Consider the following 25646-nt stretch of genomic DNA (forward strand, 5'->3'; position numbering starts at 1 on the left):
GATCATGCGCGGAGCGGTCATGTACGGCAAGGGCGACGTCCGGCTGGAGCAACTGCCTGAACCGACGATCGTCGAACCCACGGACGCGATCGTGCGCAACGCCGCCTCCTGCGTGTGCGGGTCGGACCTGTGGAACTATCGCGGCATCAACGAGACCCCGAAGCCAAGGCCCTTCGGCCATGAGTACTGCGGGGTCGTCGAGGCCGTCGGTGACGCTGTCACGACCGTCAAACCCGGCGACTTCGTGATCGGCTCGTTCTTCTCCTCCGACGGCACCTGCCCCAACTGCCGCAATGGTTTTCAGACCTACTGCCTGAACGCGAAACCGATGATCGGCTGTCAGGCCGAGGCGGTGCGAGTGCCGTGGGCCGACGGCAGCCTCGTTGCCACCCCCGAGCAGCCGTCGGCCGACCTGATCCCCAGCCTGCTGGCGTCCTCCGACGTGATGGGCACCGGCTGGTTCGCCGCCGACGCCGCGCGGGTCGCGCCTGGCATGACCGTGGCAGTCGTCGGTGACGGCGCGGTCGGGTTGTGCGGGGTCATCGCGGCTAGGCAGCTGGGCGCGGAACGGGTGATCGCCATGAGCCGGCACGCACCGCGTCAACAGCTGGCCCTCGCGTTCGGCGCGACCGACATCGTCGAGGAACGCGGTGAGGAGGGCGTGGCCAAGATCAAGGACATGACCGACGGTGTCGGGGCCGACGCCGTGCTGGAATGCGTCGGGACCGCCGACGCCATGGATCAGGCGATCGCGTCGGCCCGCCCGGGGGCCACCGTCGGCTTCGTCGGCGTGCCGCACGGGGTCACCATCGACGGCACCAAGCTGTTCCGCACGCAGGTCGGCGTCAACGGCGGCCTGGCCCCGGTGCGCCGGTTCCTGCCGCACCTGATCGACCTGGTGTTCGACGGGACCATCGACCCGGGCCGGGTGTTCGACACCGTGATGCCGCTCGACGACGTCGCCGAGGCCTATCGCGCCATGGACGAACGCCGCGCCATCAAGGTGCTGCTCCAGCCCTGATCACAGCCTGGGGTCGACCGGGTCGGACTCCAGCGCCAGCACCGCGAAGACGCATTCGTGGATGCGCCACAACGGTTCTCGCGCCGCAACGCGGTCCAGTCCCTCGATGCCGACGGCGTACTCCCGCAATGCCAGCGACCGTTTGCGGTTCAGGTTGCGCTCCCGCAGCCGCGTGAGGTGCCTGTCCTCGGTGTAGTCGGGGCCGTAGATGATGCGCAGGTACTCCCGCCCGCGCACCTTGATCCCGGGTTGCACCAGTCCTTTTCCGGCTCTCACCAGGTTTGCCGCCGGTTTGACCACCATGCCTTCCGCACCCGACCCGGTGAGTTCCTCCCACCACCGGACCGCCTGCGCCACCGAGGCGTCGTCACCGGTGTCCACGGTCAGCCGCCGCGTGGTGACGAACAGGTCCGGATCGGCTGCGACCAGCCGGTCGGCCAGCGCCAGGTGCCAGTCGTGCGGACGCCTCGCGAACGACTGGCCTTCGGCGGCCAGCAGCGCGAACGGTGCGACCGTGACTCCGGTCAGGCCACTGGTGGGCCGGCAGTAGCGGCGGTAGGCCGCACGGTAGCCGTCGGTGTTGGCGGCGCGTGACCTGGTGCGCGCCAACAGTTCTGCCACGTCGACTCCCCGGTCGGCAGCCGCCGCGAGCCCCTGGCCTGCCGCTGCCAGCACTGCGTCGGCGGCCGCTCCGACCGGGGCGTACTGCCCGGTGACCAGGCCTGCAGCCTTGGCGGTCCACGGCATGATCTCGGTGTCCAACAGCAGCCAGTCGGTGTCGAGCTCATCGAACAGCGGGGTGGCCGCGGCCCGGACCCGGTCCAGGAACGCCTCGGTGAGGCCGGTGTCGAAGAACGCCCGCCCGGTGCGGGTGTGAACCACGCCGGGACCGTCGACGCCGAAACGCACCTTGCCGGAGGCCCGGCACACCAGCACGACGGCGCGCGAGCCCATGTGCTTCTCCTGGCACATCACCTGCTCGACACCGGCGTTGCGGTAGGCGCGCAGCGCCTCGTCGGGGTGCTCGAGCAGACCGTCGCGGGAGCTGGTGTCCGGCGGGCTCATGGTGGGCGGCAGGTAGAGCAACCAGCGCGGGTCGACGGCGAAGCGACTCATCACCTCCAGCGCGGCCGCCGACTGTTCGGGATGCACGGTGATGCGCCCCAGCTGGCCCGTCTCGATCACCCGCCGCCCGGTCACGTCGGCCAGGGTCAGGACGGCGGCCTCGGTGATGGCGGGCTGCAACGGCTTCACCGGTTCGTACCAGGTGCGCTGGGCCGCAACGGAAACCACCTCGCGTTCCGGGTAGCGCAGCGCGCTGAGCCGGCCGCCGAACACGCACCCGGTGTCCAGACAGATGGTGTTGTTGACCCATTCGGCGACCGGCGTCGGGGTGTGTCCGTACACGACGGTCGCCGAGCCGCGATAGTCGTCGGCCCACGGATAACGCACGGGCAGGCCGTATTCGTCGGTCTCGCCGGTGGTGTCGCCGTACAGCGCGAAGCTGCGCACCGCCCCGGAGGCCCGGCCGTGATAGTGCGCAGGCAGCCCCGCATGGGCGACCACCAGCTTGCCGCCGTCGAGCACGTAGTGGGCCACCAGGCGATCGCAGAACTCCCGCACCCTGTCCCGGAATTCGTCCGGTTGCGCGGCGAGCTGCTCCAGGGTCTCGGCAAGGCCGTGGCTCACCGTGACCTTGCGTCCACGCAATGCGCGCAGCAGCTTCTGTTCGTGATTGCCACACACCGCCAACGCATTTCCGGCATCGACCATGTCCATCACCAGGGCCAGCACTCCCGGGGTGTCGGGACCGCGATCCACGAGATCTCCGACGAACACCGCGCGCCGGCCGTCGGGATGGCGGGCCCCGCCGGGCCCGACGACGTAACCGAGCGTCGTGAGCAGCTCGGCAAGTTCCTCGCGGCAGCCGTGCACGTCACCGATGATGTCGAACGGCCCTGTCTCGCTGCGTTTGTCGTTGAGCAGCGGCTCGATGGTGATCTCGGCGGACTCCACCGCATCGACCGAGGACAGCACGTGCACGCGCCGGAAGCCTTCTTTTTCGAGGTTGCGCAGGCTGCGGCGCAGTTCGTCGCGCTGACGGCGCACCACCGCGTCGCCGAAGCTGCGGTCGGTGCGGGCCCGCGTCCGGTCGATACAGACCGACTCCGGTACGTCGAGCACGATCGCCACCGGTAGCACGTGGTGCGCGCGGGCCAGGTCGATGAGCGCCTTGCGCGGACTGCGCTGGGTGTTGGTGGCATCGACGACCGTCACCCGGCCCGCCTGCAGCCGCTTGCCTGCCACGTAGTGCAGCGCGTCGAAGGCCGCCGTCGATGCCGACTGGTCGTTCTCGTCGTCACACACCAAACCGCGGAAGGTGTCGCTGGACAGCACCTGGGTGGGCCGGAAGTGCTTGGCGGCGAACGTTGATTTGCCGGATCCGGACGCACCGACCAGCACCACCAGCGACATGTCGGGGATCGCGAGCCTCATGCCGTCACCTCGAACACCGCGGCCTGCGTCGGCGGTCCCAGGTCCGGGTCCTGCGGCCCGATCGGTTCGAACCGCACGGTGTAGCCGTACCGGTCGGCCACCGCGGCAGCCCAGCGGCCGAACTCGGCGCGGTTCCACTCGAACCGGTGGTCGGGGTGCCGGAACTGCCCGGCGGGCAGCGAGTCGAACCGCACGTTGTACTCGGCGTTGGGGGTGGTGACGACGACCGCACGCGGCCGGGCGACTCCGAATACCGCGTAGTGCAGTGCGGGCAAGCGGTTTTCGTCGACATGCTCGATGACTTCCATCAGCACTGCCGCGTCGTATCCGGCCAGGCTCGGGTCGGCATAGGTCAGCGCGGACTGCCGCAACGTGACCCGGTCCCTGACCCGGTCACCGGCGTGCTCGAAGGACCGGGCTGCCGCATCGAGCGCGGCGGCGGACACATCGACGCCGAGGATGTCGGTGAACCGGGGGTGGGTCACCAATTCCCGCACCAAAGCCCCCGCCCCGCAGCCGAGATCGACGACGCGGGCGGCACCGAGATCGGTGAGCAGTTCGACGACGCGGCGACGGCGCTGCGCGGCAAGGGATTCCGATACCACCCGGGCACCCTGATCTTCTGCGGGCGCGTCGTCGCACAGCCGCGCCAGTGCGGCATCGACATATTCGCGCCGGTGCCGCAGGTAGCGGCGACTGATGACCTCGCGCAACGGGTGGGTGTCCAGCCAGCCCTCCCCGGCGCGCAGCAGCTTGTCGACCTCGGCTTCGCCGACCCAGTAGTGCTTGGCATCGTCGAGCACCGGCAGCAGCACATAGAGATGGTTGAGCGCATCGGAGAGCCGCAGCGTCCCGGTCAGGCGCACGTCCGTGTACGGCGACTCACCCCACTCCGGAAACGCCGCGTCCAGCGGCTGTGTACGTGCCGCGACCTGCCAACCGAGAGGCGTGAAGAGGTCGCGCACCAGTGCGGCCCCGCCGGGCAGTGCGGGCATGCCGACCTCGAGCGGAATGGCCGTGTCGGCCAGATCCTGCTTGGCGCTGACCCCCTTCATCGCGGACTTGAACACCGTGCCCATCGCCACGGCGAGCAACGATCCTGCTGCGTACGGCCGGTCGTTGACGTACTGGCCCAGGGAGAATGCGGTGTTGTGCTTGCCCCGAACGAGGTTGACCGGGTCGATGTCGCAGAACAGCGCCGCCGTGCACCGTGCGTCGGTGGCCTGCGGATAGAACACGTGCGCGACGCCGCCCGCAACCTCGAACTGCTGCGCCCGGTCGGGATGCTTGTGTAGCAGGTGGCCCAGATCGGTGGCAGGACGGTGGGTGGTCGACACGGTCAGGTACACGGTTCGACAGTAAACGCGGCGCCCCGGCGCTTGTCGCTCGAATTTCAGACGAAGACCGACCTACCATGTGACGATGCCTGCAGGGTCCACCGGTTTCGTCGGCCGGGACGGGGATCTCGCCGACCTGTCGGGCCGGCTGGCAGCGACTGTCACCCGCGGCGCCGCGGTCGTCGCGGTGCTCGGGCGCCCCGGCATCGGTAAGACCGCGTTGCTGCGGGAACTGGCCGCCCGGCACGAGGGAGCCAGGTGGGCGGCCGCGGCGGCGTGGGAGTCCGATCTGCCGGGCGGCGTCCTGGCCCAGCTGCTGCAGGACGACTTTCCCGACGATCCCGTCGACGCCGCAGCGCATCTGGTGGATCTGTTGCGCGGTCCGGAGCCCGCCCTGCTGCTCATCGATGATGCCGAATACTCCGATTCTCTTTCCCTGCAAGCGATTTCGACGCTGGTGCGGCATCAGCGCGAGCTTCCCGTGCTGGTGGTGGTGGCCACCGGAGCGGACGCCCCACCCCGGCCGATCGCCGATCTGGCCGCCGACCGGTTGCGGTTGCCCGGGCTGAGTCGGCAGGCGGTCGCCGAACTTGCCGCTGACCGAGGCCGGGCCTTGCATCCGGCAATGGCGCAGCTGCTCACCGAGCACACTGCAGGCAATCCCCGGGACGTGCTCGCACTGCTCGACGAGTTGCCGGGGTCGATCTGGGCGCGGCCCGACGCGTCGTTGCCTGCCCCGGCGCATGTGAGGGCCGAGGTGGCGGACCGGCTAGACCGGTGCGGCGCGCAGGCCCGGGCGCTGCTTGGCGCCCTGGCCATCCTGGAAACGGTCCGCGACGCCGGTGTCGCGCTCAGCGAGGTCGCTGAACTGGCGGGACTGACGGATCCACGCGGCGCCATCGACGACGCGGCAGCCGCCGGGCTGCTCGACCGGGTGTCGCCGCTGGAGCCGCGACTGCGTGATCCGATGACCCGCGCGGCGCTGCTCGACACCATGGGGGTGCAGGCGGCAGGCGCCGCCCACCGGCACGCGGCGGATATCGTCGGAGATCCGGTGGCCCGGCTGCAGCATCTGGTGGCGGCCACGCCCACCCTCGACGCCGAGCTGGCCGCCGAGGTCGACAGGTTGGCCCGCGAGCGCGGTGCGCAGGGATCCTGGGCTTCGGCGGCAACCCTGTTCCGGGACGCCGGCCGGCTCACCCCAGACCGGCTGCTCCGCGAGGAGCGGCTGACGCTCGCGGTGGACGCCCTGGTCGCGGCGGGCGATTGCGGCGCCGCCGCGGCGCTGGTGCCCTCGGTCGAGAGTTTGCGCGAAACACCCTTGCGCAATGCGGTTTTGGCGTATCTGGCAATCCTGCGGGGCCGCGCCACGGAGGCCGAGGTGCGGTTGCGCCGGGCGTGGGACATCGTCAACGTCGACCGCGACCCCGAGACCGCGGCGCTCATCGCACAGCGCTATGTGCTGCACACGTTGGTCCGCTGCCGCGGCGACGAGGTGGTCGACTGGGCCGACACCGCGCTGCGGCTGGCCAACCCCGATTCGCCCGCCGGAATCGAAGCGGCCGCGATCCGGGGGCTCGGCCTGGCCGCCGCGGGACATCCGCGGGAAGCAACCGCGGCCTACGACGAGGTGGCCGCGCGGCTGCCGCACGGCGCCCAGGCGCAGCGGGTGACAATGGGGCGCGGCTGGTTACAGTTCATCCGCGACGATGTCGAGACGGCCCGCAGCAACCTGGAGAGTGCGGTCGCGACGGCCGCGTTGGGCGGCTCGACCCGAATCACGTTGTGGGCGTTGGGTTGGCTGGCCCGTGTTCAGTTCGTGTGCGGCGACTGGGACGAGGCGCTGGCCAGTGTCGAGTCGGGTCGCGCGCTGGCGGAGCTGAGCGGCATCACCATCGTCACCCCGCTGCTGGAATGGACGGCCGCGCAAGTCCATGCACTGCGCGGCAATTGGGCCGCGGCCCAGGATTCGGTCCGCGCGGCCGACGCGGTCACGCAGGACTACGAAATGATGAAGATCCCGGTGCTGCTGGCCCGCGCCTACGTCGCCGAAGCCGACGCGGACTACGCCAAGGTGCGCCGGGTGCTCGAGCCGTTGGCGGCGATGGCAGCCGGCACGTCGCTGACCGAACCGGGGTACTGGCCGTGGCCCGACATGCTGGCCAACGCCATGGTTCTCGGCGGTGACCTCGACGCCGCCGACGAGTTTCTGCGACCACACGAACGGCGCGCTGCCGAGCGCGAGCACCGGTCGGCGATGGCGCGGCTCGGCTACGCGCGCGGCCGGTTACTCGGGGCGCGTGGGGATCTGCCCGCGGCACGCGCAGCGTTCGAGCGGGCTCTGGAGCTGCTCGACGGGTTGCCGCTGCGGTACGACACCGCACGGGTGAACTTCGCCTACGGGCAGACGCTGCGCCGGGCCGGTAAGCGCCGTGAGGCCGACGCGGTCATCAGCACGGCCCGCGATATCTATCTCGCGCTCGGCGCGCAGACCTACGTGACACGCTGCGAGCGTGAACTCAAGGCGGGCGGCCTGCACCTGCTGCGCGGCTCCCGCGACAGCGTCGAGCTCACCCCTCAGGAGGATGCGGTGAGTTCACTTGTCGCCCAAGGCCTCTCCAACCGCGAGGTGGCGGCGGAGCTCTATGTCTCGCCGAAAACTGTGCAGTACCACCTGACCCGGATCTACGCCAAGCTGGGTGTGCGTTCGCGCGCCGAACTCGTCGCGCTGCGCCGTTGATCCGCAACGGGCGCCGCGGTTTTCTCGACCACCTCGTCGAATGTGACGCCGGGCGCCAGCTCCACGACCGCGAACCCGTCGCCGGTGACGTCGAGCACCGCCAGGTCGGTGATCACGCGGCTCACCACGGCCTTGCCGGTCAGCGGCAGATCACAGGCCGAAACCAGCTTGGCCGCACCTTTCTTGGTGACGTGGTCCATCAGCACGATCACGCGACCGGCACCGTTGACCAGATCCATCGCCCCACCCATGCCCTTGACCATCGCGCCGGGCACCATCCAGTTGGCCAGGTCCCCGTTGCCTGCCACCTGCATACCGCCCAGCACCGCGACGTCGACATGGCCGCCGCGGATCATCGCGAAACTCGTTGCCGAGTCGAAGTACGACGCACCCGCCACCACCGACACGGTCTGCTTGCCTGCATTGATCAGGTCCGGGTCGACCTCGTCGTCGTACGGGAACGGTCCGACCCCCAGGATGCCGTTCTCGGCGTGCAGCGTGACGTCCGAACCGTCGGGCAGATGGTCAGGGATCAGGGTCGGCAGGCCGATGCCGAGGTTGACGTAGTCCCCGTCGCGCAGCTCACGGGCGGCACGGGCGGCCATCTGGTCGTGGTTCCAGCTCATCGCTCGGCTCCTCGGGTGCGGGTGGTGCGCTTTTCGATGTCCTTGTGGGCGGCCTGTTCCGGGGTCAGCTCGACGATCCGCTTGACGAAGATCCCGGGCAGGTGCACCTCGTCGGGATGCAGTTCGCCGACCTCGACGACGCGCTCGGCCTCGACCACGGTGACCCGTCCCGACATCGCGGCGGGCGGGTTGAAATTGCGTGCGGCGGCGTGGAATTTGCAGTTGCCCGCCTTGTCCACGACCGCCGCGCGGATCAGTGCGTAGTCGGTGACGATGCCTTCCTCCAGCACCATCTCGGTACCGCCGAAGGTGCGGACCTCCTTGGGCGGTGAGGCCAGCGCCACGCTGCCGTCGGTGTGGTAGCGCCACGGCAAGCCACCGTCGGCGACCATCGTGCCGACACCCGTCGGCGTGAAGAACGCGCCGATACCGCTGCCGCCTGCGCGCATGCGTTCGGCGAGCGTGCCCTGCGGGGTGAGCTCGACGGTCAGCTCACCGGTCAGGTATTGACGGGCGAACTCCTTGTTCTCCCCGACATAGGAGGCGATGACGCGGCTGATCCGGCGGGCCTCCAGCAGCAGGCCCAGCCCGGCGCCGTCGACACCGCAGTTGTTGGACACGATCGTCAGGTCCCCGGCGCCCTGCTGCAGCAGCGCTTCGATGAGAAACCACGGGATCCCGGCGAGGCCGAACCCGCCGACCGCCAGGCTGGCGCCGTCGGGGATGTCGGCGACCGCTTCGGCGGCCGAGCCGACCACTTTGTTCAGCGTCATGACTGCTCCAGGTGTGCGATGAGGGCGGGGGTGACGATGCCGGGTTGTTCGGCGTTGGCCAGGTGGGCCGCGTGCTCGACGACGAGCAGTTTCGCGTCCGGTATGGCGTTGGCGATCTCTTCGAGCTTGGCCGGCGGGGTGGCCGGGTCGTCGGTGCCCGCGATGGCCAGCGTCGGCGCGGCGATCGTCGAAAGTTGTTGGCGCAGATCGAGTTGCGCGATGGCCTCACAGCAGCCTGCGTACCCCTCGGCAGGCGTGGCGGCGACCATCGCCTCCCACGGCGCGCGGTCGCCGCGATAGCCTGGGCTGAACCAGCGGTCCACCACGGCCGCGGCGACCGCCTGGCTGCCCTCGGCCCGCACGGTGGCGGCCCGATCGGTCCAGGCGTGGGCGGGCGGAAGCGCAGCACCGGTGCACAGCAACACCATTCGCGCGACGCGCTCGGGGTTGCGGGCAGCCAACCGCATCGCGGTCATGCCACCCAGTGACAGGCCGACGATGTGCGCGCGGTCGATTCCGAGCCGGTCGAGCAGGGCGATGACATCGTCGGCGAGATCGTCGATGGTGTAAGGACCGTCGGGCACCGGGGACGCACCGTGCCCGCGGGTGTCGTACCGCACCACGGTGAAACGCTTTTCGAGGTCGGCGATTTGGGCGTCCCACATGCGGTGGGTCGAGCCCAGCGAGTTCGACAACACCACCGCGGGACCGGAGCCGCTCACCACGGCGTGGACGTCAGTCACTTGGTCACCTCGAACACCGCCGCCAGGCCCTGTCCACCACCGATGCACATGCTCTCCAGCATGTACCGCGCGTCACGCCGATGGGCCTCATACGCGGCGGTGGCCAGGATGCGGGCACCGGTGGCACCGATCGGGTGCCCGAGGGATATGCCGGATCCGTTCGGGTTGAGCCGGTCGTCGAGCGGGTCGACCTTCCATTCGGCCAATACGGCGAGCACCTGCGCGGCGAAGGCCTCGTTGAGTTCGATGAGGTCGATGTCGTCGAGGGTCAGCCCGGCGCGGTCCAGCGCTGCGGCGGTGGCCGTAACCGGGCCGATGCCCATCTTTTCGGGGGCGCAGCCGGTAACCGCCCAGGCGCGCAACGCCAACAGCGGTGTCAGGCCCCGCTTTTCGGCCTCGGCGCGGGTGGTGACCAGGCACATGGCGGCGCCGTCGTTCTGACCCGATGCGTTGCCTGCGGTCACGGTGGCGTCGGCGTCGACTTTGCCGCGGATCGCGCGCAGCGCCGCGAGGCGCTCCACACTGATATCGGCTCGCGGATGCTCGTCGCGGTCGACCACGGTGTCGGGCTTGCCGCGTTTACCCGCGACGGTGACGGCGATGAGTTCGTCGGCGAACCGGCCGGCGTCGTGGGCGGCCACCGCGCGGTGATGTGAGCGGGCCGCCAGCTCGTCTTGTTCTTCGCGGGTGATGCGGTATTCGCGGCGCAGGTTCTCCGCGGTCTCGATCATTCCGCCTGCCATGGGATGGCTTGTGCCACCAGCTGTTTCACGAGCTCGGTCGAGACGGTCGTGCAGTTCGATGCCGCCCTGGCGGACGCCGGTGCGCAATCCGAGAGCGTAGTGCTCGACGTTGGACATGGACTCGGCACCACCGGCCACCACCAGACGGGCAGCGCCGGTGGCGACCTGGCCCGCGGCGTAGAGGACGGCCTGCAGGCCCGAACCGCAGCGTCGGTCGATCTGCAGGCCGGGAACCCCGGTGCCCAGACCGGCGTCCAGTGCGGCAATGCGCCCGATGGCAGGCGCCTCGCCGTTCGCGTATCCGTTGCCGAGGATGACGTCGTCGACGTCGTGCTCGCGCAAGTCGGCGCGGGCGGCGAGTTCCCGCAGTGTCAGGGTGGCCAGATCGGCGGCGGTGAGCGCCGCCAGCGCACCGCCCATTCGGCCCACTGGCGTGCGGACGGGGTTGCAGATCACCACATCGGTCGCGGAACTCATACTTCGACGGTAGGCACCTCGACAGATATTCTGAAATACCTAGATTCGCATTATTAATATCTGTATCGTCCTAATCTGTGGAGTTGCGTCACCTCCGGTATTTCCGCGCCGTCGGCGAGGAGCTGCACTTCGGGCGCGCTGCCGAACGCCTGCACATCGCTCAGCCGCCGCTGTCCCAGCAGATCCGTCAGCTCGAACGCGAGCTCGGTGTGCCGCTGCTGACCCGCACCACCCGCATCGTCGAGCTCACCCCCGCCGGGCGGGCGTATCTGCAACGCACCGTCGAGATCCTCGACGCCGTCGACGAGGCGGGCACCCAGGCCCGGCGCATCGCCGCCGGAGTCGAGGGCCGGGTGGCCATCGGGTGCGTCGGCTCGGCCACCTACTCCCTGCTCCCCCGCCTGGTACGCACGCTGGGCGAGTCACTGCCCGGTGTCGAGGTCAGCGTGCGAGGCGAGATGCTTGCCCCCGCCCAGCTGAGCGCCCTGCGGGCCGGCGACATCGACCTGGCGCTACTTCGCCCACCCGTGGACGGCGAGGGCCTGACCACCGAGACCGTGCGCCGCGACCGACTGCTGGTCGCCCTGCCCGCCGATCATCCGCTGGCCGGGCACGACGAACTGACCGTCGCCGACCTGCGCAACGACACCTTCGTCGGCCATGTGGGGCATGGCCGGTCGGTGATGAGCAGCCTGGTCGCGACGGTATGCGCCGACGCCGGGTACACCCCCACCATCCGCCAGGAGGTATCCGAGACCTCGACCCTGATCACGCTGGTCGCGGCCGGGCTCGGAGTCGCGATCGTGCCCGCCCCCACTGCGGCGCTGGACATCGCCGGGGTCACCTACGTGCCACTGGGACCCGACACGCTGGGGGTCGATCTGGTGGCCGCGCGCCTGGCAGGCAATGAGTCGGCGGTGATCGCCAACGTGCTGGCGGCGCTGCACGGGCTGACCGCTGATCGGCAAGCGTGACCGCCGGGACCACCCGGGCGCATATCGTGGCCCCATGGCAAACACCTCGTTGTCTGGAAAAACCATGTTCATCTCCGGCGCCAGCCGCGGTATCGGCCTGGCGATCGCCAAGCGGGCCGCCGCCGACGGCGCCAATATCGCGCTGGTCGCCAAGACCGCCGAACCTCACCCCAAGCTCGAAGGCACGATCTACACCGCCGCCAAGGAGATCGAGGAGGCCGGTGGCCAAGCCCTGCCGATCGTCGGAGATGTCCGCGACGGCGACTCGGTGGCCTCAGCAGTAGAACAAGCGGTCGCCCAATTCGGCGGTATCGACCTGTGCGTCAACAACGCCTCGGCCATCAACCTCGGCTCGATCGAAGAGGTGCCGCTCAAGCGCTTCGACCTGATGAACGGTATCCAGATCCGCGGCACCTACGCCGTGTCACAAGCCTGCATCCCGCACATGAAGGGCCGGGAGAACCCGCACATCCTCACCCTCTCACCGCCCATCCGCCTGGAGTCCGAGTGGCTCAAACCCACCGCGTACATGATGGCCAAGTTCGGGATGACATTGTGCGCGTTGGGTATCGCCGAAGAGATGCGCGAAGCAGGCATCGCGTCGAACACGCTGTGGCCGCGCACCCTGGTGGCCACCGCCGCGGTGCAGAACCTGCTCGGCGGTGACGAGGCGATGGCCCGGGCCCGCAAACCGTCGGTCTACGCCGATGCCGCCTACGCGATCTTCACCCAAGACGCCCGCGAGTACACCGGCCAGAGCCTGCTGTGTGAAGACGTGCTGCTCGCCAACGGCGTCACCGACCTATCGGTGTACGACTGCATCCCCGGCTCGGATCTCGGAGTGGACCTGTGGGTCGACACCCCCAACCCGCCGGGCTACGTCCAGCCCTAACCGCTCACTGGCCAGTTATCGCACGCCAAACCGAGTGCGGCGGGCGATAACTGGCCATTCGCCAGTGGGCGCCGGGCCGGCCACATCTAGGCTCGTGGCATGGCAGACCCCACAGGCTGGGCGGCAGGCCGCTACGAAGCCGTCGGCGAACGCATCGCAGGTATCGCGACCCAGGTGGTCGCCACCGTGGACCGCAGGCAGCCGCTGCGAAACGCCGCAGTGGTCGATCTCGCCTGCGGTACCGGCAGTGCCGCGCTCGCCGCAGCAGCAGCAGGAGCCCACGTCACCGGCGTGGACCTCACCGCCGAACTGATCGCGATCGCGCAACAGAAGCCGGCGGCGGACGCGGTCCGGTGGGTGGTTGCCGATGCGGCGGACACCGGTTTGCCCGCAGCCGAATTCGACGCCGTGGTGTCGAACATGGGCACCATCTTCGTCGAGCCGCAGAGCCTGGTCGCCGAGGTGTCACGGCTGCTGCGAGCCGACGGCGTCTTCGGATTCTCGTCGTGGATTCCCGATGCCGACAATCCGTTCTTCACCCCGATCGTCGAGACGCTGGGGCCGCCGCAGGACTCAGGGCCCCGCCCCGACCAATGGGGGCACGCCGATGTGCTGCGGGAGCGGCTCGCGGGCGCCTTCGACGACATCACGATCGGGACGGGCAGCCACACCTGGGTATTCGAATCACAGCCCGCTGCCATGGATTTCATCGCGAGGGAATCACCGATGCACGTCACCATGCTGGATTGTCTCGACGACACACGGCGCGCAGCGTTGCTCGGCGCGTTCGAGTCGGCATTCGCCCGCCATGTCGAGGACTCCGGTCACGTGGTGTTCGACAGCCCGTACCTGATCGCCACGGCCCGCCGCCGCGGCTAGTCCGAGCTGGTGCCGCCGGAGAGCAGGGTTTCGACGCTGTCGGCGAAGGCGCCGGTTGTGAAGCACGTCGGCTCGGCGAACTCCTCCAGTGTCAGGGCATCGTTCCAGCCTGCGTCGGCGGCCGTGCGCAGCAGCGGCTTGGTCATCGCGACCGCGTGCGGCGGCAATGCCGCGACGCGCGAACACCATTCGTCGGCCACGGTGAGCAGTTGCTCGTGAGGGACGACCTCGTGGACCAGCCCGAGGCGCTGCGCCGTCTCGGCGTCGATGTGGTCGCCCCGCAGGTAATAGGCAAGCGCCCCCTGATACCCGAGCCGCCGCGTCAACGCCCAGCTGGTGCCCACTTCCGGGATCAGGCCGAGGCGGCCGAACGCGGGCACGATCACGGCCCGCTCGCTGGCGATCGCCAGATCACAGCTCAACGCCCACGCCAGCCCGACCCCGGCCGCCGGGCCGTTGACGGCGGCCACGAAGATCGTGTCGGACCCGGCGATGAGTCGCGCGATGCCGCCGAATTCCCGGCGAATCCACCGCCAGACATCCGCGGTGCCCTCGGCCTCGCTCTGACGCTGCACGGCCGTGCGCATCATCCGCAGGTCGCCACCCGCGCTGAAGCCCGGATCGGCGCCGGTCAGCACCACCGATCGAATGTCGTTGTCGGACACCAGATCTTCCAGCACTCGCCGGAGCTGCCGAACCAGCGGGGCAGACAGCACGTTGAGCCGGTCGGGCTCGTCCAAAGTGACCACCGCGCGGTCGTCGCGGCGCTCGACACGCACCCGCTGTGGCGCGTGCGGGGCGTCCCCGTCGGCGGTCATGTCCCGGTACAGACTCATTGGGTATCCTCCTCGATCGGCTTGGCGCGCAACGCGGCCCACGCCGCATCGGCGAACGTCTCGATGATCCCGGCCTCGATCTCGGCTTCCTCGCCGGTGATCCAATAGCGGGCATACTCCTGGGCCGGCCCGAGCCACAACGCGGCGGTCACCCCCGGCTGCATGGCCACGAGCGCCCCGTACGTGTGGTGAGGGCGCCACCAGTCGCGGATCGCGGCGAAGAAGACCCGGTTGGCCTCCTGCAACTCGGCACTGTCCAGCCGGTCGCCCAGCAGCAGGCGCACCTCGCCACGGTGTGCGGCAACCCATTCCAGATGCTGCCGGACGCCCCCGCGGACACCCCCCTCGGCACTGTCCTGCTCCCGCAGCGCCTCAAGGAAGGCTGCCTGGTATTCGGCCATCACCTGCGCGTACACCGCCGCGGCGAGCGCGGGTTTGTCCGGGAAGTGGTGGTAAAGAGCACCGACGCTGACCTGCGCCTCACGGCGTACCTCGTCGAGCGTCGGGCCGAGCGCGCCGTCGGCCGCGAACCGCCGCCGCGCCACCGCCAACAGCCGGCCACGCGCGTCCCGCCGTGCGGCGTCAGACCCGGCCACGAGGAAAACTCTACCAGAACCGAGAAATCCTCTGTCGCTACCGGCCGCAGCCGAACTGCTGCTATTGCGCCTGGTAGAGGATGCCGCGTCCGATCGCGTCGCGGACCTCGGGCAACGCGGCACGGGCCAGCGCGTCGGCGTCGACACCGTGATGCGCCGCGAGCAATTCGATGAGGGTGCCGAGCGGGACCTCACCGCGGCAGCCGGCCATCAGCGCCCGCAGCACCTCGTCGACGCCGATGATCGCGCCGGGGCCGCCCGGGCGGCGCACGGCCGCACCGAGCGACTGCCAGCCGTCGGGACCCGGTAGGAACTGCTCCTCCAGGAACACCGGCGCCGTCGAGAGGCGGGCGCCCAAGAGCGCATCGTCTCCGGTGCCGCGCAGATAGGCCCGACGAGCGAAGAACGCGTCGACTTCCGGACCCGTCACCAGCTCGTCAGCGCCGGTGATCTCCTCCAGAATCTGCTCGGGCGCCTCGTCGCCGTACGGCTTGCGCAGCGAGATCATGCCCATGCCGATGCCCGTAATGCCTTGCTCGGCAAACCAATCCAGCCACGGACCGCCCCGCTGCGCCGCCTGCTCCGGCGTCTCACCGGCATCGGACAGCCACAGCGACACGTAGCTGACGGGATCGGCCAGCTCACGCTGCACCACCCAGGCGTGCAGCCCGGTGTCGGCCAGCCAACCGCGGACCCAGTCGCGCCAATCATCGCCCAGCACAACCCAATTGGCCATGATGTGGGCTGTTCCACCCGGGTTCAGATGATCGGGGATCTGCTCAATAATGCTCTGGCACAACGCATCTCCGGCGACCCCCGAGTCGCGGTAGATGTAATCGCGCGCACCGGAGCCCACCACGAACGGCGGATTGGAGACGATCAGGTCGAACCGCTCCCCTGCCACCGGCTCGAACAGGCTGCCTGCGCGCAGATCCCACGCCATGCCGTTGAGCCGGGCCGTGGCCGCCGCGAGTGCGAGCGCCCGGTCGTTGGTGTCGGTGGCCACGATCTGGGCACAATGCGCGTCGAGATGCAGCGCCTGGATGCCACATCCGGTGCCCAGGTCGAGCGCCCGGCCCACCGGCGTGCGAACGACGGCCCGGGCCAGCGACATGGACGCGGCGCCGATGCCGAGCACATGGTCGTGGCGCAACGGCCCGCTGCGCAGGGCCGCGTCCTGATCGGACACGACGTAGAACTCGCGCACGCCGTCACTGTGCGGGCGGATGTCGAGCGCCGCGCGGACCATGCCGCCGGCTATCTCCACCACGCCGGCGGCGGCCAGGGTCGCCAACGGGGTCGACGGCAGGGCCGCCTGCGCCTGCTCGTGCGGCTCCTCGGCACCCAGCAGGAACAGCCGGATCAGCACCGCCAGCCGTTGCCGGCCTGCGGGGGCGGCGCGCGTCGCCCGCAGCACCGGCCACCACACGCCACGCCCGAGCGCCGCGTTGGCCTGCTCGCCCAGCAGTTCGGCGACCCCGTCGATGGTATAGCCGGCCTCGCGCAGGTCGGCGCCGATGGCGTCGACCACTGCGGGTTCGAGGGCGGGGTCGATCGACCCGGTCAAAACAGGCCCGCCTCTTCAGGTTCCGGCTTGGCGGGCTCGATGAGCTCGGGGCCGTTGTTGCGCACGCTGTTGACCAGCCGCGACACCTCTCGGATGGCGATCCGGTCCAGGTCGCCATGGCCGCGCAGCAGGCCCTCGTCGATCGGGGCGTCCGGGTCCAGCCAGCGGTCCCAATCCGATTCGCTGATGGACAGCGGCATCCGGTCGTGGATCTCGGCCAGCGGCCCGGCGGCGTCGGTGGTGATGATCGTGCAGCTCAGCAGCGGCGGGGCATCCTTGGGGGCGCCGTGCGGGCGCCACGTCGTCCACAGGCCTGCCATGAACAACGGCTCGCCGTCGGCTCCGTACATGTAGAACGGCGTCTTGCTCGCCCTTTTGCCTGCCTCGGCGGCGTTGGGCCGCCACTCGTACCAGCCGTCCATCGGGATCAGGCAGCGCTTGTTCTTCGCCGAATTACGGAACGCCGGTGAGCTGGTCACCTTGTCGGCGCGGGCATTGATCAGCAGCGGTCCCTTGTTGTCCGGGCCACCGTCCTCGGCCGTCTTGACCCACGGCGGGATCAACCCCCAGCGCATGGACCGCACCCGGCGCGTCGACTCGTCGTCGGGCTCGGTGTGCCGCTTGACCACGCTGCTGATGGTCGTCGTCGGCGCCACGTTGTAGTTGGGACCCGCCAGATCCTTGTCACCCGATGTGTTCGCCGCTGTTGCTGCGGTTGCTGCAGTTTCATCGAGGGCCTGGATTTTCTGCGCCAACAGCGCGGGATCGGTGGTCACCGCGAAACGTCCACACATGGTGCCCATGGTTCCAGAACTGGCGGACAAGGCAGGATGTAGCTGTGCAAACACGCGGACGCGAGGAGCAGAAGGCGTACTGGCCTGCCCCCGCGACGACGAGCCCGGTCGACGCCACGGTGACGGTCCCCGGCTCCAAGTCGCTGACCAACCGGGCGCTGGTGCTGGCCGCACTGGCCACCGCGCAGGGCCCGTCGACCATCGCCGGCGCGCTGCGCAGCCGCGACACCGATCTCATGATCGAAGCCATCCGCTCACTCGGCGTCACCGTCGACGACAGCGCGGGCGACGGCACCAGCCTCACCGTCAGCGGGCGCATCTCTCCTGCCGACAACGCCCACGTCGACTGCGGCCTGGCAGGCACCGTGTTGCGGTTCGTCCCTCCCGTGGCGGCCGTGAGCACCGCGAGCGTGACCTTTGACGGCGACGAGCAGGCCCGCGCCCGCCCGATCTCGCCGCTGCTCCAAGGACTCCGCGGCTTGGGTGTCCATATCGACGGCGACAGCCTGCCGTTCGTGGTCCGCGGCCGGGGCGCGGTGACCGGGGGCACGGTCCGCATCGACGCGTCCGGCTCATCGCAGTTCGTATCCGGCCTGCTGCTCTCGGGTGCGGCGTTCACCGATGGCCTCACCATCGTGCACACGGGCACATCGGTGCCATCGGCACCGCATGTCACCATGACGGTGACGATGCTGCGCGATGCCGGCGTCAAGGTGGACGACAGCGTGGGCAACCAGTGGCGGGTCGAGCCCGGCCCGGTGGCGCCCCGCGCCTGGAACATCGAACCCGATCTGTCCAATGCCACCCCGTTCCTGGCGGCCGCGCTGGTCACCGGCGGCACGGTCCGCATCGCCGGTTGGCCGCAGGCCAGCATCCAGCCGGCCGAAACCATCCTTGCCCTGCTCGCGAAGGTGGATGCTACTGTGCGCCAAGGCGATTCAGGCCTGGAAGTCACCGGCGCCGAAAGCTACGGCGGGTTCGAGGCCGATCTGCACGACGTCGGTGAACTGGCGCCCACGGTGGCCGCGCTGGCCGCACTGGCCACCGAGGGGTCGGTCTCGCGGCTGAGCGGCATCGCCCACCTGCGCGGCCACGAAACCGACCGGCTCGCCGCACTGAGCACCGAGATCAACGGGCTGGGCGGTGAGTGCACCGAGACCGAGGACGGCCTGCTCATCACTGCGCGCCAGCTGCACGGCGGGGTGTGGCGGTCCTATGCCGATCACCGGATGGCGACCGCGGGCGCGATCATCGGGTTGAGGGTGCCGGGCGTGGAGGTGGAGAACATCGAGACCACCGCGAAGACCCTGCCGGACTTCCCGGGGATGTGGGCCGCCATGTTGGCGGGTTCACGGGGGGAACAACAGATTTGAGCCCGCGGGGCGGCAATTTTCGGGATTACGACGAATCCGACGTGCGCATCAGGCCGGGTCGGGGTACCCGCCCGCGCACCAAGACCCGCCCCGAACATGCCGACGCCCGCTCGGCGATGGTGGTCACCGTCGACCGCGGCAGGTGGGGCTGTGCGTTGGGCCGGGACCCGGATCACATCGTCACCGCCATGCGGGCGCGCGAACTGGGCCGCACGCCGATCGTCGTCGGCGACGACGTCGACGTCGTCGGCGACCTGTCCGGCCGCCCTGACACCCTCGCGCGCATCGTGCGCCGCGGCGAGCGGCGAACGGTGTTGCGCCGCACGGCCGACGACACAGATCCCACCGAGCGGGTGGTGGTCGCCAACGCCGATCAACTGCTCATCGTGGTGGCGCTCGCCGACCCGCCGCCGCGCACCGGCTTCGTCGAGCGCTCACTCATCGCGGCCTACGCCGGCGGGCTCAAACCGATTCTGTGCCTGACCAAGTCGGACCTCGCGCCGCCGGAACCGTTCGCCGCCCAGTTCGCCGACCTGGATCTGACCATCGTGAATGCCGGACGCGACGATCCGCTCGACGCGGTCGCTCCCCTGCTCGGTGATCAGGTGACGGTATTCCTCGGCCATTCCGGGGTGGGCAAGTCCACGTTGGTCAATCGCCTTGTGCCCGAGGCAGATCGCGCGACCGGCGAGGTGTCGGGTGTCGGCAAGGGAAAGCACACGTCGACCCAGTCCGTGGCGTTGCCGCTGGACGGGGAGGGCTGGGTGATCGACACCCCGGGGATCCGTTCGTTCGGGCTCGCCCACATCGAACCCGACGATGTGCTGCTCGCATTCTCCGACCTGGCCGAGACCATCGCCGACTGTCCGCGCGGCTGCGGGCACATGGGGCCGCCCGCGGATCCCGAATGCGCGCTGGATCAGCTGTCCGGGCCGGCCGCGAACCGCGTCGCCGCGGCCCGCCGCCTGCTGGCTGTGCTGAAAGAAACCTGAATATCGGCTCCCGGCGGCTCGACGGAAACCCTCAGCTGCCGATCAGTGCTTCTTGGTGGTGTCCTCAGCCGCCTGCGCCTGGTCCTGCGCCGCCTGCTGTTGCGCCGCCTGAATCGCGGCCCGCCCTTCGGGACTGGCCGCGGAGTTACCGGGCTGGGTCGCCGTGGCCACGCTGGCGCTGCAGTTCAGGTTGAGCAGCACGGTGTCGGTGACCGGCGCGAAGCTGTCGCCCTTGATCCACGGCGCCTTTTCCGAGCTCGTCACCACGCACTTGTCGTCGGGCTGCGTGTCCCCGGAGCGGGTGGCGATGACCCCCTTCATCCCGGCGTCGGACAGTGCCGACTGCGCATCGGCGTAGGTCTTGCCCGCGTAGTCATCCGCTGATGCCACGCCGGTCGCCAGGATTCCCACCGGAATGACCGACGTACCGATTGCTATGGCAGCCATACCAACCAGCTTCTTCATTCCGTCCTCCTAGCCGTTTCACAGTGAGGGCATGAGGTTATGTGGGGTAGCTGTCAAGACTCTGGGAATACGTCGCACAGTTGCTTGGAATCCTCACAGCATGGACCCCTTCGTCCGTACGTTCGCGTGATTATCCACATACCAGCAGCTAGCCACGTTGACCACATACAAACTGGACGATAAAGTTCACTTTGTTGAGCTCGCCAAAAAGACAGGACATCGAGATGACCACAGGCCGATTCTCCCGCCGACTCGCCGCAACCGCAGGCCTGGCAGCCCTGGTCACCCTTGGTGGCCTCACTGCCTGCAGCACGTCAGGCGAAAAGGCTCCGAGTACGCCGACCACCACGACCACTACGACGACAACCACCACGACGCCGGCTCCGGCCCCCACGGCACCGACCGTGGAGCCCACCGAGAAGAGCATCAACCCCGGCGGCGGGAACCTCTTCACCCCGACTGTGAAGGCGCCGCCCGCACCGACGGCCGAGCCCGGCACTCATAACCGCTAATTCGTCTGCGCTGCAGTCTGATACGACTTGATGTGGGCGATGGCGAGGTTCAGCGCCGACTGCATCAGGCGTGGGTCGTGCGCGGTCTGCGACAGCAGGTAGCCACCCTCGACAGCGGCGAGCAAGCCGGTGGCCAAGTCCTTCGTGTCGATGTCGGCGCGCAGGACACCGGTGTCGCGGATGCGACCCAGCGCGTCGGCAATCAGATCACGCCACTGGGCGAAGTGTTGCGCCAGGGCCACCCGTGCGCGGTCGTCGCTGTCGGAGAGTTCGGCGGCCAGCGACCCCAGTTCGCAGCCCCACAGGCCGCGGCGCAGCGTGCAACGTTGGACCATGGCGTCCCGCCACAGGTCGAGCCCTCGCAGCGTGTCGACCTTCTCCAACCGCGGCCGCTGCCACGACAGCACCTCACCGGCCTGCAGCGTGATGACCTCGTACACCAGCTCCGACTTGTCTTCGAAATGCTGGTAGAACTGCGATTTGCTGGCCGCGCTTGCGGCAAGCACCTCATCGATGGTGGTCGCCGCAACGCCTTTGACGTACATCAACTCCGCAGCCGCCGCCACGATCCGGCCGCGGGTGGCGGCCCCGCGGGGCGTCAACCGCCGGCGCATCACCGGCTGCTGTTCGGACACCACCCCACTGTAAACCGGACACTACGGTCCATTTCACCCCGAAACGACAACTGCGGTGAGATCGGCGGTCCGGATGGACCGCGATCTCACCGCAGTGTCGACGTGTCAGCTACGCGGCGTGCTTCACGGCACGCTTGGCCGCCCGGCGCTCACGACGCCACTCACGTGCCGTCTCGAACGCGGTCTTGAGGCCGCGGCGACGCCCGGTGACGGGATCGGTCTGGCCGAATCCGCCTTCTACGGCGTCGAGCTCCACGAACATCCGCTCGCTGTGGGTCTCCGGCGCATCGTCGGCGGTGTCCCGCAGGAACCGGTCCGGCAGCGACAGCTTGGCGATGGTGCGCCATGACTTCGCGTATTGCACCAGGAACGACCCCGTGGTGTAGGGCAGGTCGTACTTGTCGCACAGCGCCCGGACCCGGATGGAGATCTCGTAGAGCCGGTTGCTCGGCAGATCCGGATACAGGTGATGCTCGATCTGGTGGCACAGGTTGCCGCTCATGAACCGCAGCACCGGGCCGTTCTCGAAGTTGGCGCTGCCCAGCATCTGCCGCAGGTACCACTGGCCGCGGCTCTCACCGACCATGTCGGTCTTGGTGAACTTCTCCGCGCCGTCGGGGAAGTGGCCGCAGAAGATCACGGCGTTGGCCCACACGTTGCGGATGATGTTGGCCACGGCGTTGGCCTTCAGGGTCGACTTGTACGTCGCACCGGGTGACAGTGCCGTCAGCGCGGGCCAGACGACGTAGTCCTTGGCCACCTGATGGCCGGCCTTGATGCCGAATTCCTTGACCCTGATCAACGTGGCGTTGCGGTCGTCGCGACCCTTGAAGATCTTGCCGAGCTCCAGGTGCTGCAGCCCCACGCCCCATTCGAACAACGTGCACAGCATGGTGTTGTAGAACAGGTTGAGCAGGTTCATCGGCTTCCAGCGCTGATCGCGGGTCACCCGGATCAGGCCGTAGCCCACATCGTCGTCCATGCCGAGGATGTTGGTGTACTTGTGGTGCATGAAGTTGTGGGTGAACCGCCAGTGCTTGGACGCCCCGCTCATGTCCCACTCCCATGTCGAGGAGTGAATCTCGGGGTCGTTCATCCAGTCCCACTGGCCGTGCATGACGTTGTGGCCGATCTCCATGTTCTCGATGATCTTGGCCACGCCCAAAGTCGCGGTGCCCGCCCACCAGGCCGAGCGGCGCGAGCTCGCCGCCAGCATCAGCCGGCCCGACACCTCGAGGGCGCGCTGGGCGGCGATGGTGCGGCGGATATAGCGCGCATCGCGCTCGCCACGGGAGTCTTCGATGTCCTGACGGATCGCATCGAGCTCGATGCCCAGGTTCTCGATATCGGCATCGGTGAGATGCGCGAACGCGGGAACGTCGGTGATAGCCATCGTCAGCCTCCTCTCTCTTACCTACGGTAGCGTAACCTACGATGCCGTAGGTTACCAGTCAGTAAAGCTTAAACGTCGAGTACACAATCGCCGGAAGCCGCCGAAACACAGGTCTGAATCCGGTTCCCTGGCTCATATTCGACGCCGGTACGCAGGTCGCGGACGTGTCCGCCGACCAGACCCACCACGCAGGATTGACAGATACCCATCCGGCACCCGAAGGGCATCCGGATGCCGACCTGTTCACCCGCATCCATCAACGGCGTCGCACTGTCGACATCGACAGACTTGCCGCTGCGCTCGAACGTCACCGTGCCCCCAACACCATGCACCGCGGCGCGCGACACCGCGAACCGTTCCAGGTGCAGATGCTCAGGGATACCCGCCGCCGCCCACACTTTCTCGGCGTCGTTGAGCATGCCCTCCGGCCCGCACGCCCAGGCCTGGCGGTCCTGCCAGTCCGGCACCACCTCGGCCAGCCGGGACAGGTCCAGCCGCCCCTCGGTGCGCGTGCTGCGCAGATGAAGCCGGTAGCCGGGATGCGCCTCGTGCAACTCGGCGAGCTCGGCCCCGAACATCACGTCCGCCTCCGTCGGCGCGGAGTGCACATGGATGATGTCGGTGATCTGATCGCGGCGCACCAGCGTGCGCAGCATCGACATGACCGGGGTGATACCGGATCCGGCGGTGAGGAACAGCACCGAGGCCGGCGCCGGGTCGGGCATGACGAAGTTGCCCTGCGGGGCGGCCAGCCGCACCACGGTGCCGGGCGCCAGGCCGTTGACCAGGTGGCTGGACAGGAAGCCCTCGGGCATCGCCTTGACGGTGATCGCGATGGTGCGCTGACCGGCGATCGGATGCTTGTCCGGCACGGAGGTCAGCGAGTAGGAGCGCCACCGCCACCGGCCGTCCATCAGCACGCCGATGCCGATGTACTGCCCCGGCTCGTAGTCGAACGAGAATCCCCAGCCCGGCTTGACCACCAGCGTTGCCGAGTCGGACGTCTCTTGACGCACCTCGACCACCCGGCCCCGCAGCTCGCGCGCGGACCACAGCGGGTTGGCGAGCTTCAGGTAGTCATCGGGCAGCAGCGGTGTGGTGATCCGGCCCGCGATGGTACGCAACGCATGCCAGCCGGGACGCTCCTTGGCACCCGCGACAGTGGGACGGACGGTGTCGGCCACATTGGCCGAGACTTTGATGGAGTTCTTGGCCATGACAACCTACGGTACCGTAACTTACGGTGCCGTAGCTAGTCGTAGCATCCGGCGCGCGGCACAAATCATGGTTTTGATTCTCCCCCAGATCAAGCGGTTCGGCGACTACGAGACCAGGGAGTTCTTGTAGACCTTGCCGTCCTTCATGATGACCTTGAAGTTGCGTCCGGCGTCGCTACAGCAGTTCGAGCAGGAACGGCAGTTCCTGCGACGCATACCAGGCGAGGTCGTGATCCTGGGCATCTCCGACCGTGAGCTCGGCGTCCTCGTCGCCCAGATCGGCGTCGTCGATCACTTCCACAGCCGCCAGCACCGCCGGTTCGGCGGCGGCGTTGTCCACGTAGGCCGCGATGATGTCGTCGAAGGGCACAGGCCCCGACAGCCGCACCACCGCGTCGTCGAGATCGGGCCGCGGCGTCGCCGAGGCCACCTCGGCGACCACCACCGCCCGCCGCGCCGGTAGCCCGGTATCGCCCCCCGCGGCGAGCAGGCGCAGCGAGGCCAAGGCCGCCTCCTGCAGCGCCACCTCGGCGAGCTCGTCGTCGTCACCCTCGGCGTAGGCCTCACGCAGTGTCGGCGTGACCGCGAACGCGGTCCCGTTCGTCACGAGCAGGACCCGGTCGGCGACGAGCTGCTGCAGGCCGGCCAGAGTCGCCGGGATGTACACGCGCACCCCGCGAGACTAGCCGTCCGCAGCGGTGTTCTACTCGCGGTCCCCGATCAGTGTCGCGACATGATCGTCGACGTATCGGGCCAGGTCCCGCGACGGGCGCCGGTAGTCGCCCGTCTGCACGGGGCGATCAGGCAATGTCACGGGCGGCCGCTCGACGTCGTGGTAGTCGATGGTGGACAGCAAATGCGCCATCATGTTGAGCCGGGCATGCTTCTTGATGTCGGATTCGACGATGTACCAAGGACTTTGCGGCGTATCGGTGTGCACCATCATCTGGTCCTTGGCCCGTGAATAGTCCTCCCAGCGGTATACCGATTCCAGATCCATCGGCGAGAGCTTCCACTGCCTGACCGGATCGTCCTTACGCGACTGGAACCGGCGCAGCTGCTCATCGTCGGACACCGAGAACCAGTATTTGCGCAGCAGGATCCCGTCTTCGAGCAGCATCTGCTCGAAGATAGGGGTCTGCCGCAGGAACAGCTGATGCTCGCGCGGCGTGCAAAAACCCATCACCTGTTCGACGCCGGCCCGGTTGTACCAGGACCGATCGAACAACACGATCTCGCCCTTGGCGGGCAGATGCGCGATGTAGCGCTGGTAATACCATTGCCCGCGTTCGCGTTCGGTGGGTGCGGGCAGTGCGGCCACCCTGGCGACGCGCGGGCTGAGATATTCGGTGATCCGCTTGATGGTGCCGCCCTTGCCCGCGGCGTCGCGACCCTCGAACACCACCACGATGCGGGCGCCCGTGTGCCGCACCCACTCCTGCATCCTGACGAACTCTGTTTGCAGCCGGAACAACTCGGCCTCATAGACCTTGTTCGAGAGCTTCTGCTTGCCGCTGCGCTTCTGCCCGTCGGCCGGTCCGTCGTTCGATGCTGCACTCATGCGC

At 68.8% G+C, this 25646-nt stretch carries 24 protein-coding genes; 8 read left to right on the forward strand and 16 right to left on the reverse strand.

Going from position 1 to position 25646, the window contains the following annotated elements; genetic code table 11:
* Positions 1–4: 4 nt before the first annotated feature.
* Positions 5–1021, forward strand: a complete 1017-nt coding sequence (locus tag A5784_RS19285; RefSeq protein WP_064946507.1) for a zinc-dependent alcohol dehydrogenase family protein — start codon at positions 5–7, stop codon at positions 1019–1021.
* On the opposite strand, the gene A5784_RS19290 is transcribed toward A5784_RS19285, so the two are convergent.
* Positions 1022–3517, reverse strand: coding sequence for a polynucleotide kinase-phosphatase (locus A5784_RS19290; RefSeq protein ID WP_064946508.1), 2496 nt, complete (start codon positions 3515–3517; stop codon positions 1022–1024). It lies immediately after the preceding gene.
* A complete protein-coding gene (locus A5784_RS19295; protein ID WP_064946509.1) occupies positions 3514–4866 on the reverse strand; it encodes a 3' terminal RNA ribose 2'-O-methyltransferase Hen1 in 1353 nt (450 codons plus the stop codon). Before A5784_RS19295 ends, A5784_RS19290 begins: the two co-directional genes overlap by 4 nt.
* Before the next feature lie 73 nt (positions 4867–4939).
* Here A5784_RS19295 and A5784_RS19300 point away from each other — a divergent pair, with 73 nt between their 5' ends.
* A complete protein-coding gene (locus tag A5784_RS19300; protein WP_064946548.1) occupies positions 4940–7594 on the forward strand; it encodes a helix-turn-helix transcriptional regulator in 2655 nt (884 codons plus the stop codon).
* On the opposite strand, the gene A5784_RS19305 is transcribed toward A5784_RS19300, so the two are convergent.
* From A5784_RS19305 to A5784_RS19320, 4 genes are read right to left on the reverse strand one after another with little or no spacing between them, the layout of a single operon-like run.
* A complete protein-coding gene (locus tag A5784_RS19305; protein WP_064946510.1) occupies positions 7540–8220 on the reverse strand; it encodes a CoA transferase subunit B in 681 nt (226 codons plus the stop codon). The two genes, A5784_RS19300 and A5784_RS19305, sit on opposite strands and share 55 nt — an antisense overlap.
* On the reverse strand, positions 8217–8993 hold the full coding sequence (locus A5784_RS19310) for a CoA transferase subunit A (protein ID WP_064946511.1): 777 nt from the start codon (positions 8991–8993) through the stop codon (positions 8217–8219). Before A5784_RS19310 ends, A5784_RS19305 begins: the two co-directional genes overlap by 4 nt.
* A complete protein-coding gene (gene pcaD / locus A5784_RS19315) occupies positions 8990–9736 on the reverse strand; it encodes a 3-oxoadipate enol-lactonase (protein WP_064946512.1) in 747 nt (248 codons plus the stop codon). Before pcaD ends, A5784_RS19310 begins: the two co-directional genes overlap by 4 nt.
* Positions 9733–10956 carry an acetyl-CoA C-acetyltransferase gene (locus A5784_RS19320; RefSeq protein ID WP_064946513.1) on the reverse strand — a complete coding sequence of 408 codons (1224 nt, stop codon included), beginning with the start codon at positions 10954–10956 and terminating at the stop codon, positions 9733–9735. Before A5784_RS19320 ends, pcaD begins: the two co-directional genes overlap by 4 nt.
* Before the next feature lie 77 nt (positions 10957–11033).
* Between A5784_RS19320 and A5784_RS19325 the strand changes: the two genes are divergently transcribed.
* The 3 genes from A5784_RS19325 to A5784_RS19335 all read left to right on the forward strand — a co-directional run bounded on the left by A5784_RS19325 (position 11034) and on the right by A5784_RS19335 (position 13701).
* Complete coding sequence (locus A5784_RS19325; RefSeq protein WP_064946514.1) at positions 11034–11930, forward strand: LysR substrate-binding domain-containing protein; 897 nt, start codon at positions 11034–11036, stop codon at positions 11928–11930.
* Positions 11931–11964: 34 nt separating this feature from the next.
* Positions 11965–12822 (forward strand): SDR family oxidoreductase, encoded by an 858-nt coding sequence (locus tag A5784_RS19330; RefSeq protein WP_082944935.1) that lies wholly within the window; start codon positions 11965–11967, stop codon positions 12820–12822.
* Positions 12823–12921: 99 nt separating this feature from the next.
* A complete protein-coding gene (locus tag A5784_RS19335; RefSeq protein ID WP_064946516.1) occupies positions 12922–13701 on the forward strand; it encodes a class I SAM-dependent methyltransferase in 780 nt (259 codons plus the stop codon).
* Here A5784_RS19335 and A5784_RS19340 read toward each other — a convergent pair.
* The 4 genes from A5784_RS19340 to A5784_RS19355 form a co-directional block, all read right to left on the reverse strand.
* Entirely contained in the window at positions 13698–14537 is an 840-nt protein-coding gene (locus A5784_RS19340; protein ID WP_064946517.1) for an enoyl-CoA hydratase/isomerase family protein, read from the reverse strand. The two genes, A5784_RS19335 and A5784_RS19340, sit on opposite strands and share 4 nt — an antisense overlap.
* Positions 14534–15133, reverse strand: a complete 600-nt coding sequence (locus tag A5784_RS19345; RefSeq protein WP_064946518.1) for a TetR/AcrR family transcriptional regulator — start codon at positions 15131–15133, stop codon at positions 14534–14536. Before A5784_RS19345 ends, A5784_RS19340 begins: the two co-directional genes overlap by 4 nt.
* A 61-nt stretch (positions 15134–15194) precedes the next feature.
* A complete protein-coding gene (locus A5784_RS19350) occupies positions 15195–16688 on the reverse strand; it encodes a DUF7059 domain-containing protein (RefSeq protein ID WP_156750655.1) in 1494 nt (497 codons plus the stop codon).
* Positions 16689–16696: 8 nt separating this feature from the next.
* On the reverse strand, positions 16697–17494 hold the full coding sequence (locus A5784_RS19355; RefSeq protein WP_197514799.1) for an SOS response-associated peptidase: 798 nt from the start codon (positions 17492–17494) through the stop codon (positions 16697–16699).
* A 44-nt stretch (positions 17495–17538) separates the two neighbouring features.
* Here A5784_RS19355 and aroA point away from each other — a divergent pair, with 44 nt between their 5' ends.
* The gene (gene aroA / locus A5784_RS19360; RefSeq protein WP_064946521.1) at positions 17539–18867 is read left to right on the forward strand and encodes a 3-phosphoshikimate 1-carboxyvinyltransferase; all 1329 of its coding nucleotides are present in this window, start codon (positions 17539–17541) and stop codon (positions 18865–18867) included.
* Positions 18864–19859: a ribosome small subunit-dependent GTPase A gene (gene rsgA, locus A5784_RS19365; RefSeq protein WP_064946522.1), complete on the forward strand. Its 996-nt coding sequence runs from the start codon at positions 18864–18866 to the stop codon at positions 19857–19859. Before aroA ends, rsgA begins: the two co-directional genes overlap by 4 nt.
* 42 nt (positions 19860–19901) lie before the next feature.
* Here the strand turns inward: rsgA and A5784_RS19370 are convergent, their stop codons facing one another.
* Positions 19902–20324, reverse strand: a complete 423-nt coding sequence (locus tag A5784_RS19370; protein WP_064946523.1) for a PASTA domain-containing protein — start codon at positions 20322–20324, stop codon at positions 19902–19904.
* Between the two features lie 224 nt (positions 20325–20548).
* Between A5784_RS19370 and A5784_RS37660 the strand changes: the two genes are divergently transcribed.
* Positions 20549–20836 carry a hypothetical protein gene (locus tag A5784_RS37660; RefSeq protein ID WP_082944937.1) on the forward strand — a complete coding sequence of 96 codons (288 nt, stop codon included), beginning with the start codon at positions 20549–20551 and terminating at the stop codon, positions 20834–20836.
* On the opposite strand, the gene A5784_RS19380 is transcribed toward A5784_RS37660, so the two are convergent.
* The 5 genes from A5784_RS19380 to ppk2 all read right to left on the reverse strand — a co-directional run bounded on the left by A5784_RS19380 (position 20833) and on the right by ppk2 (position 25642).
* Positions 20833–21471 carry a TetR/AcrR family transcriptional regulator gene (locus A5784_RS19380; protein WP_232006136.1) on the reverse strand — a complete coding sequence of 213 codons (639 nt, stop codon included), beginning with the start codon at positions 21469–21471 and terminating at the stop codon, positions 20833–20835. The two genes, A5784_RS37660 and A5784_RS19380, sit on opposite strands and share 4 nt — an antisense overlap.
* Before the next feature lie 109 nt (positions 21472–21580).
* Positions 21581–22864, reverse strand: a complete 1284-nt coding sequence (locus tag A5784_RS19385) for a fatty acid desaturase family protein (protein WP_064946525.1) — start codon at positions 22862–22864, stop codon at positions 21581–21583.
* Between the two features lie 68 nt (positions 22865–22932).
* Entirely contained in the window at positions 22933–24081 is a 1149-nt protein-coding gene (locus tag A5784_RS19390; RefSeq protein WP_064946526.1) for a ferredoxin reductase, read from the reverse strand.
* A gap of 175 nt (positions 24082–24256) precedes the next feature.
* On the reverse strand, positions 24257–24754 hold the full coding sequence (locus A5784_RS19395; protein ID WP_064946527.1) for a DUF6912 family protein: 498 nt from the start codon (positions 24752–24754) through the stop codon (positions 24257–24259).
* A 30-nt stretch (positions 24755–24784) separates the two neighbouring features.
* Positions 24785–25642, reverse strand: coding sequence for a polyphosphate kinase 2 (gene ppk2 / locus A5784_RS19400; protein ID WP_064946528.1), 858 nt, complete (start codon positions 25640–25642; stop codon positions 24785–24787).
* Between the last annotated feature and the right edge of the window lie 4 nt (positions 25643–25646).

This window comes from Mycobacterium sp. 852013-50091_SCH5140682 (assembly GCF_001665685.1).
Taxonomy (GTDB): domain Bacteria; phylum Actinomycetota; class Actinomycetes; order Mycobacteriales; family Mycobacteriaceae; genus Mycobacterium.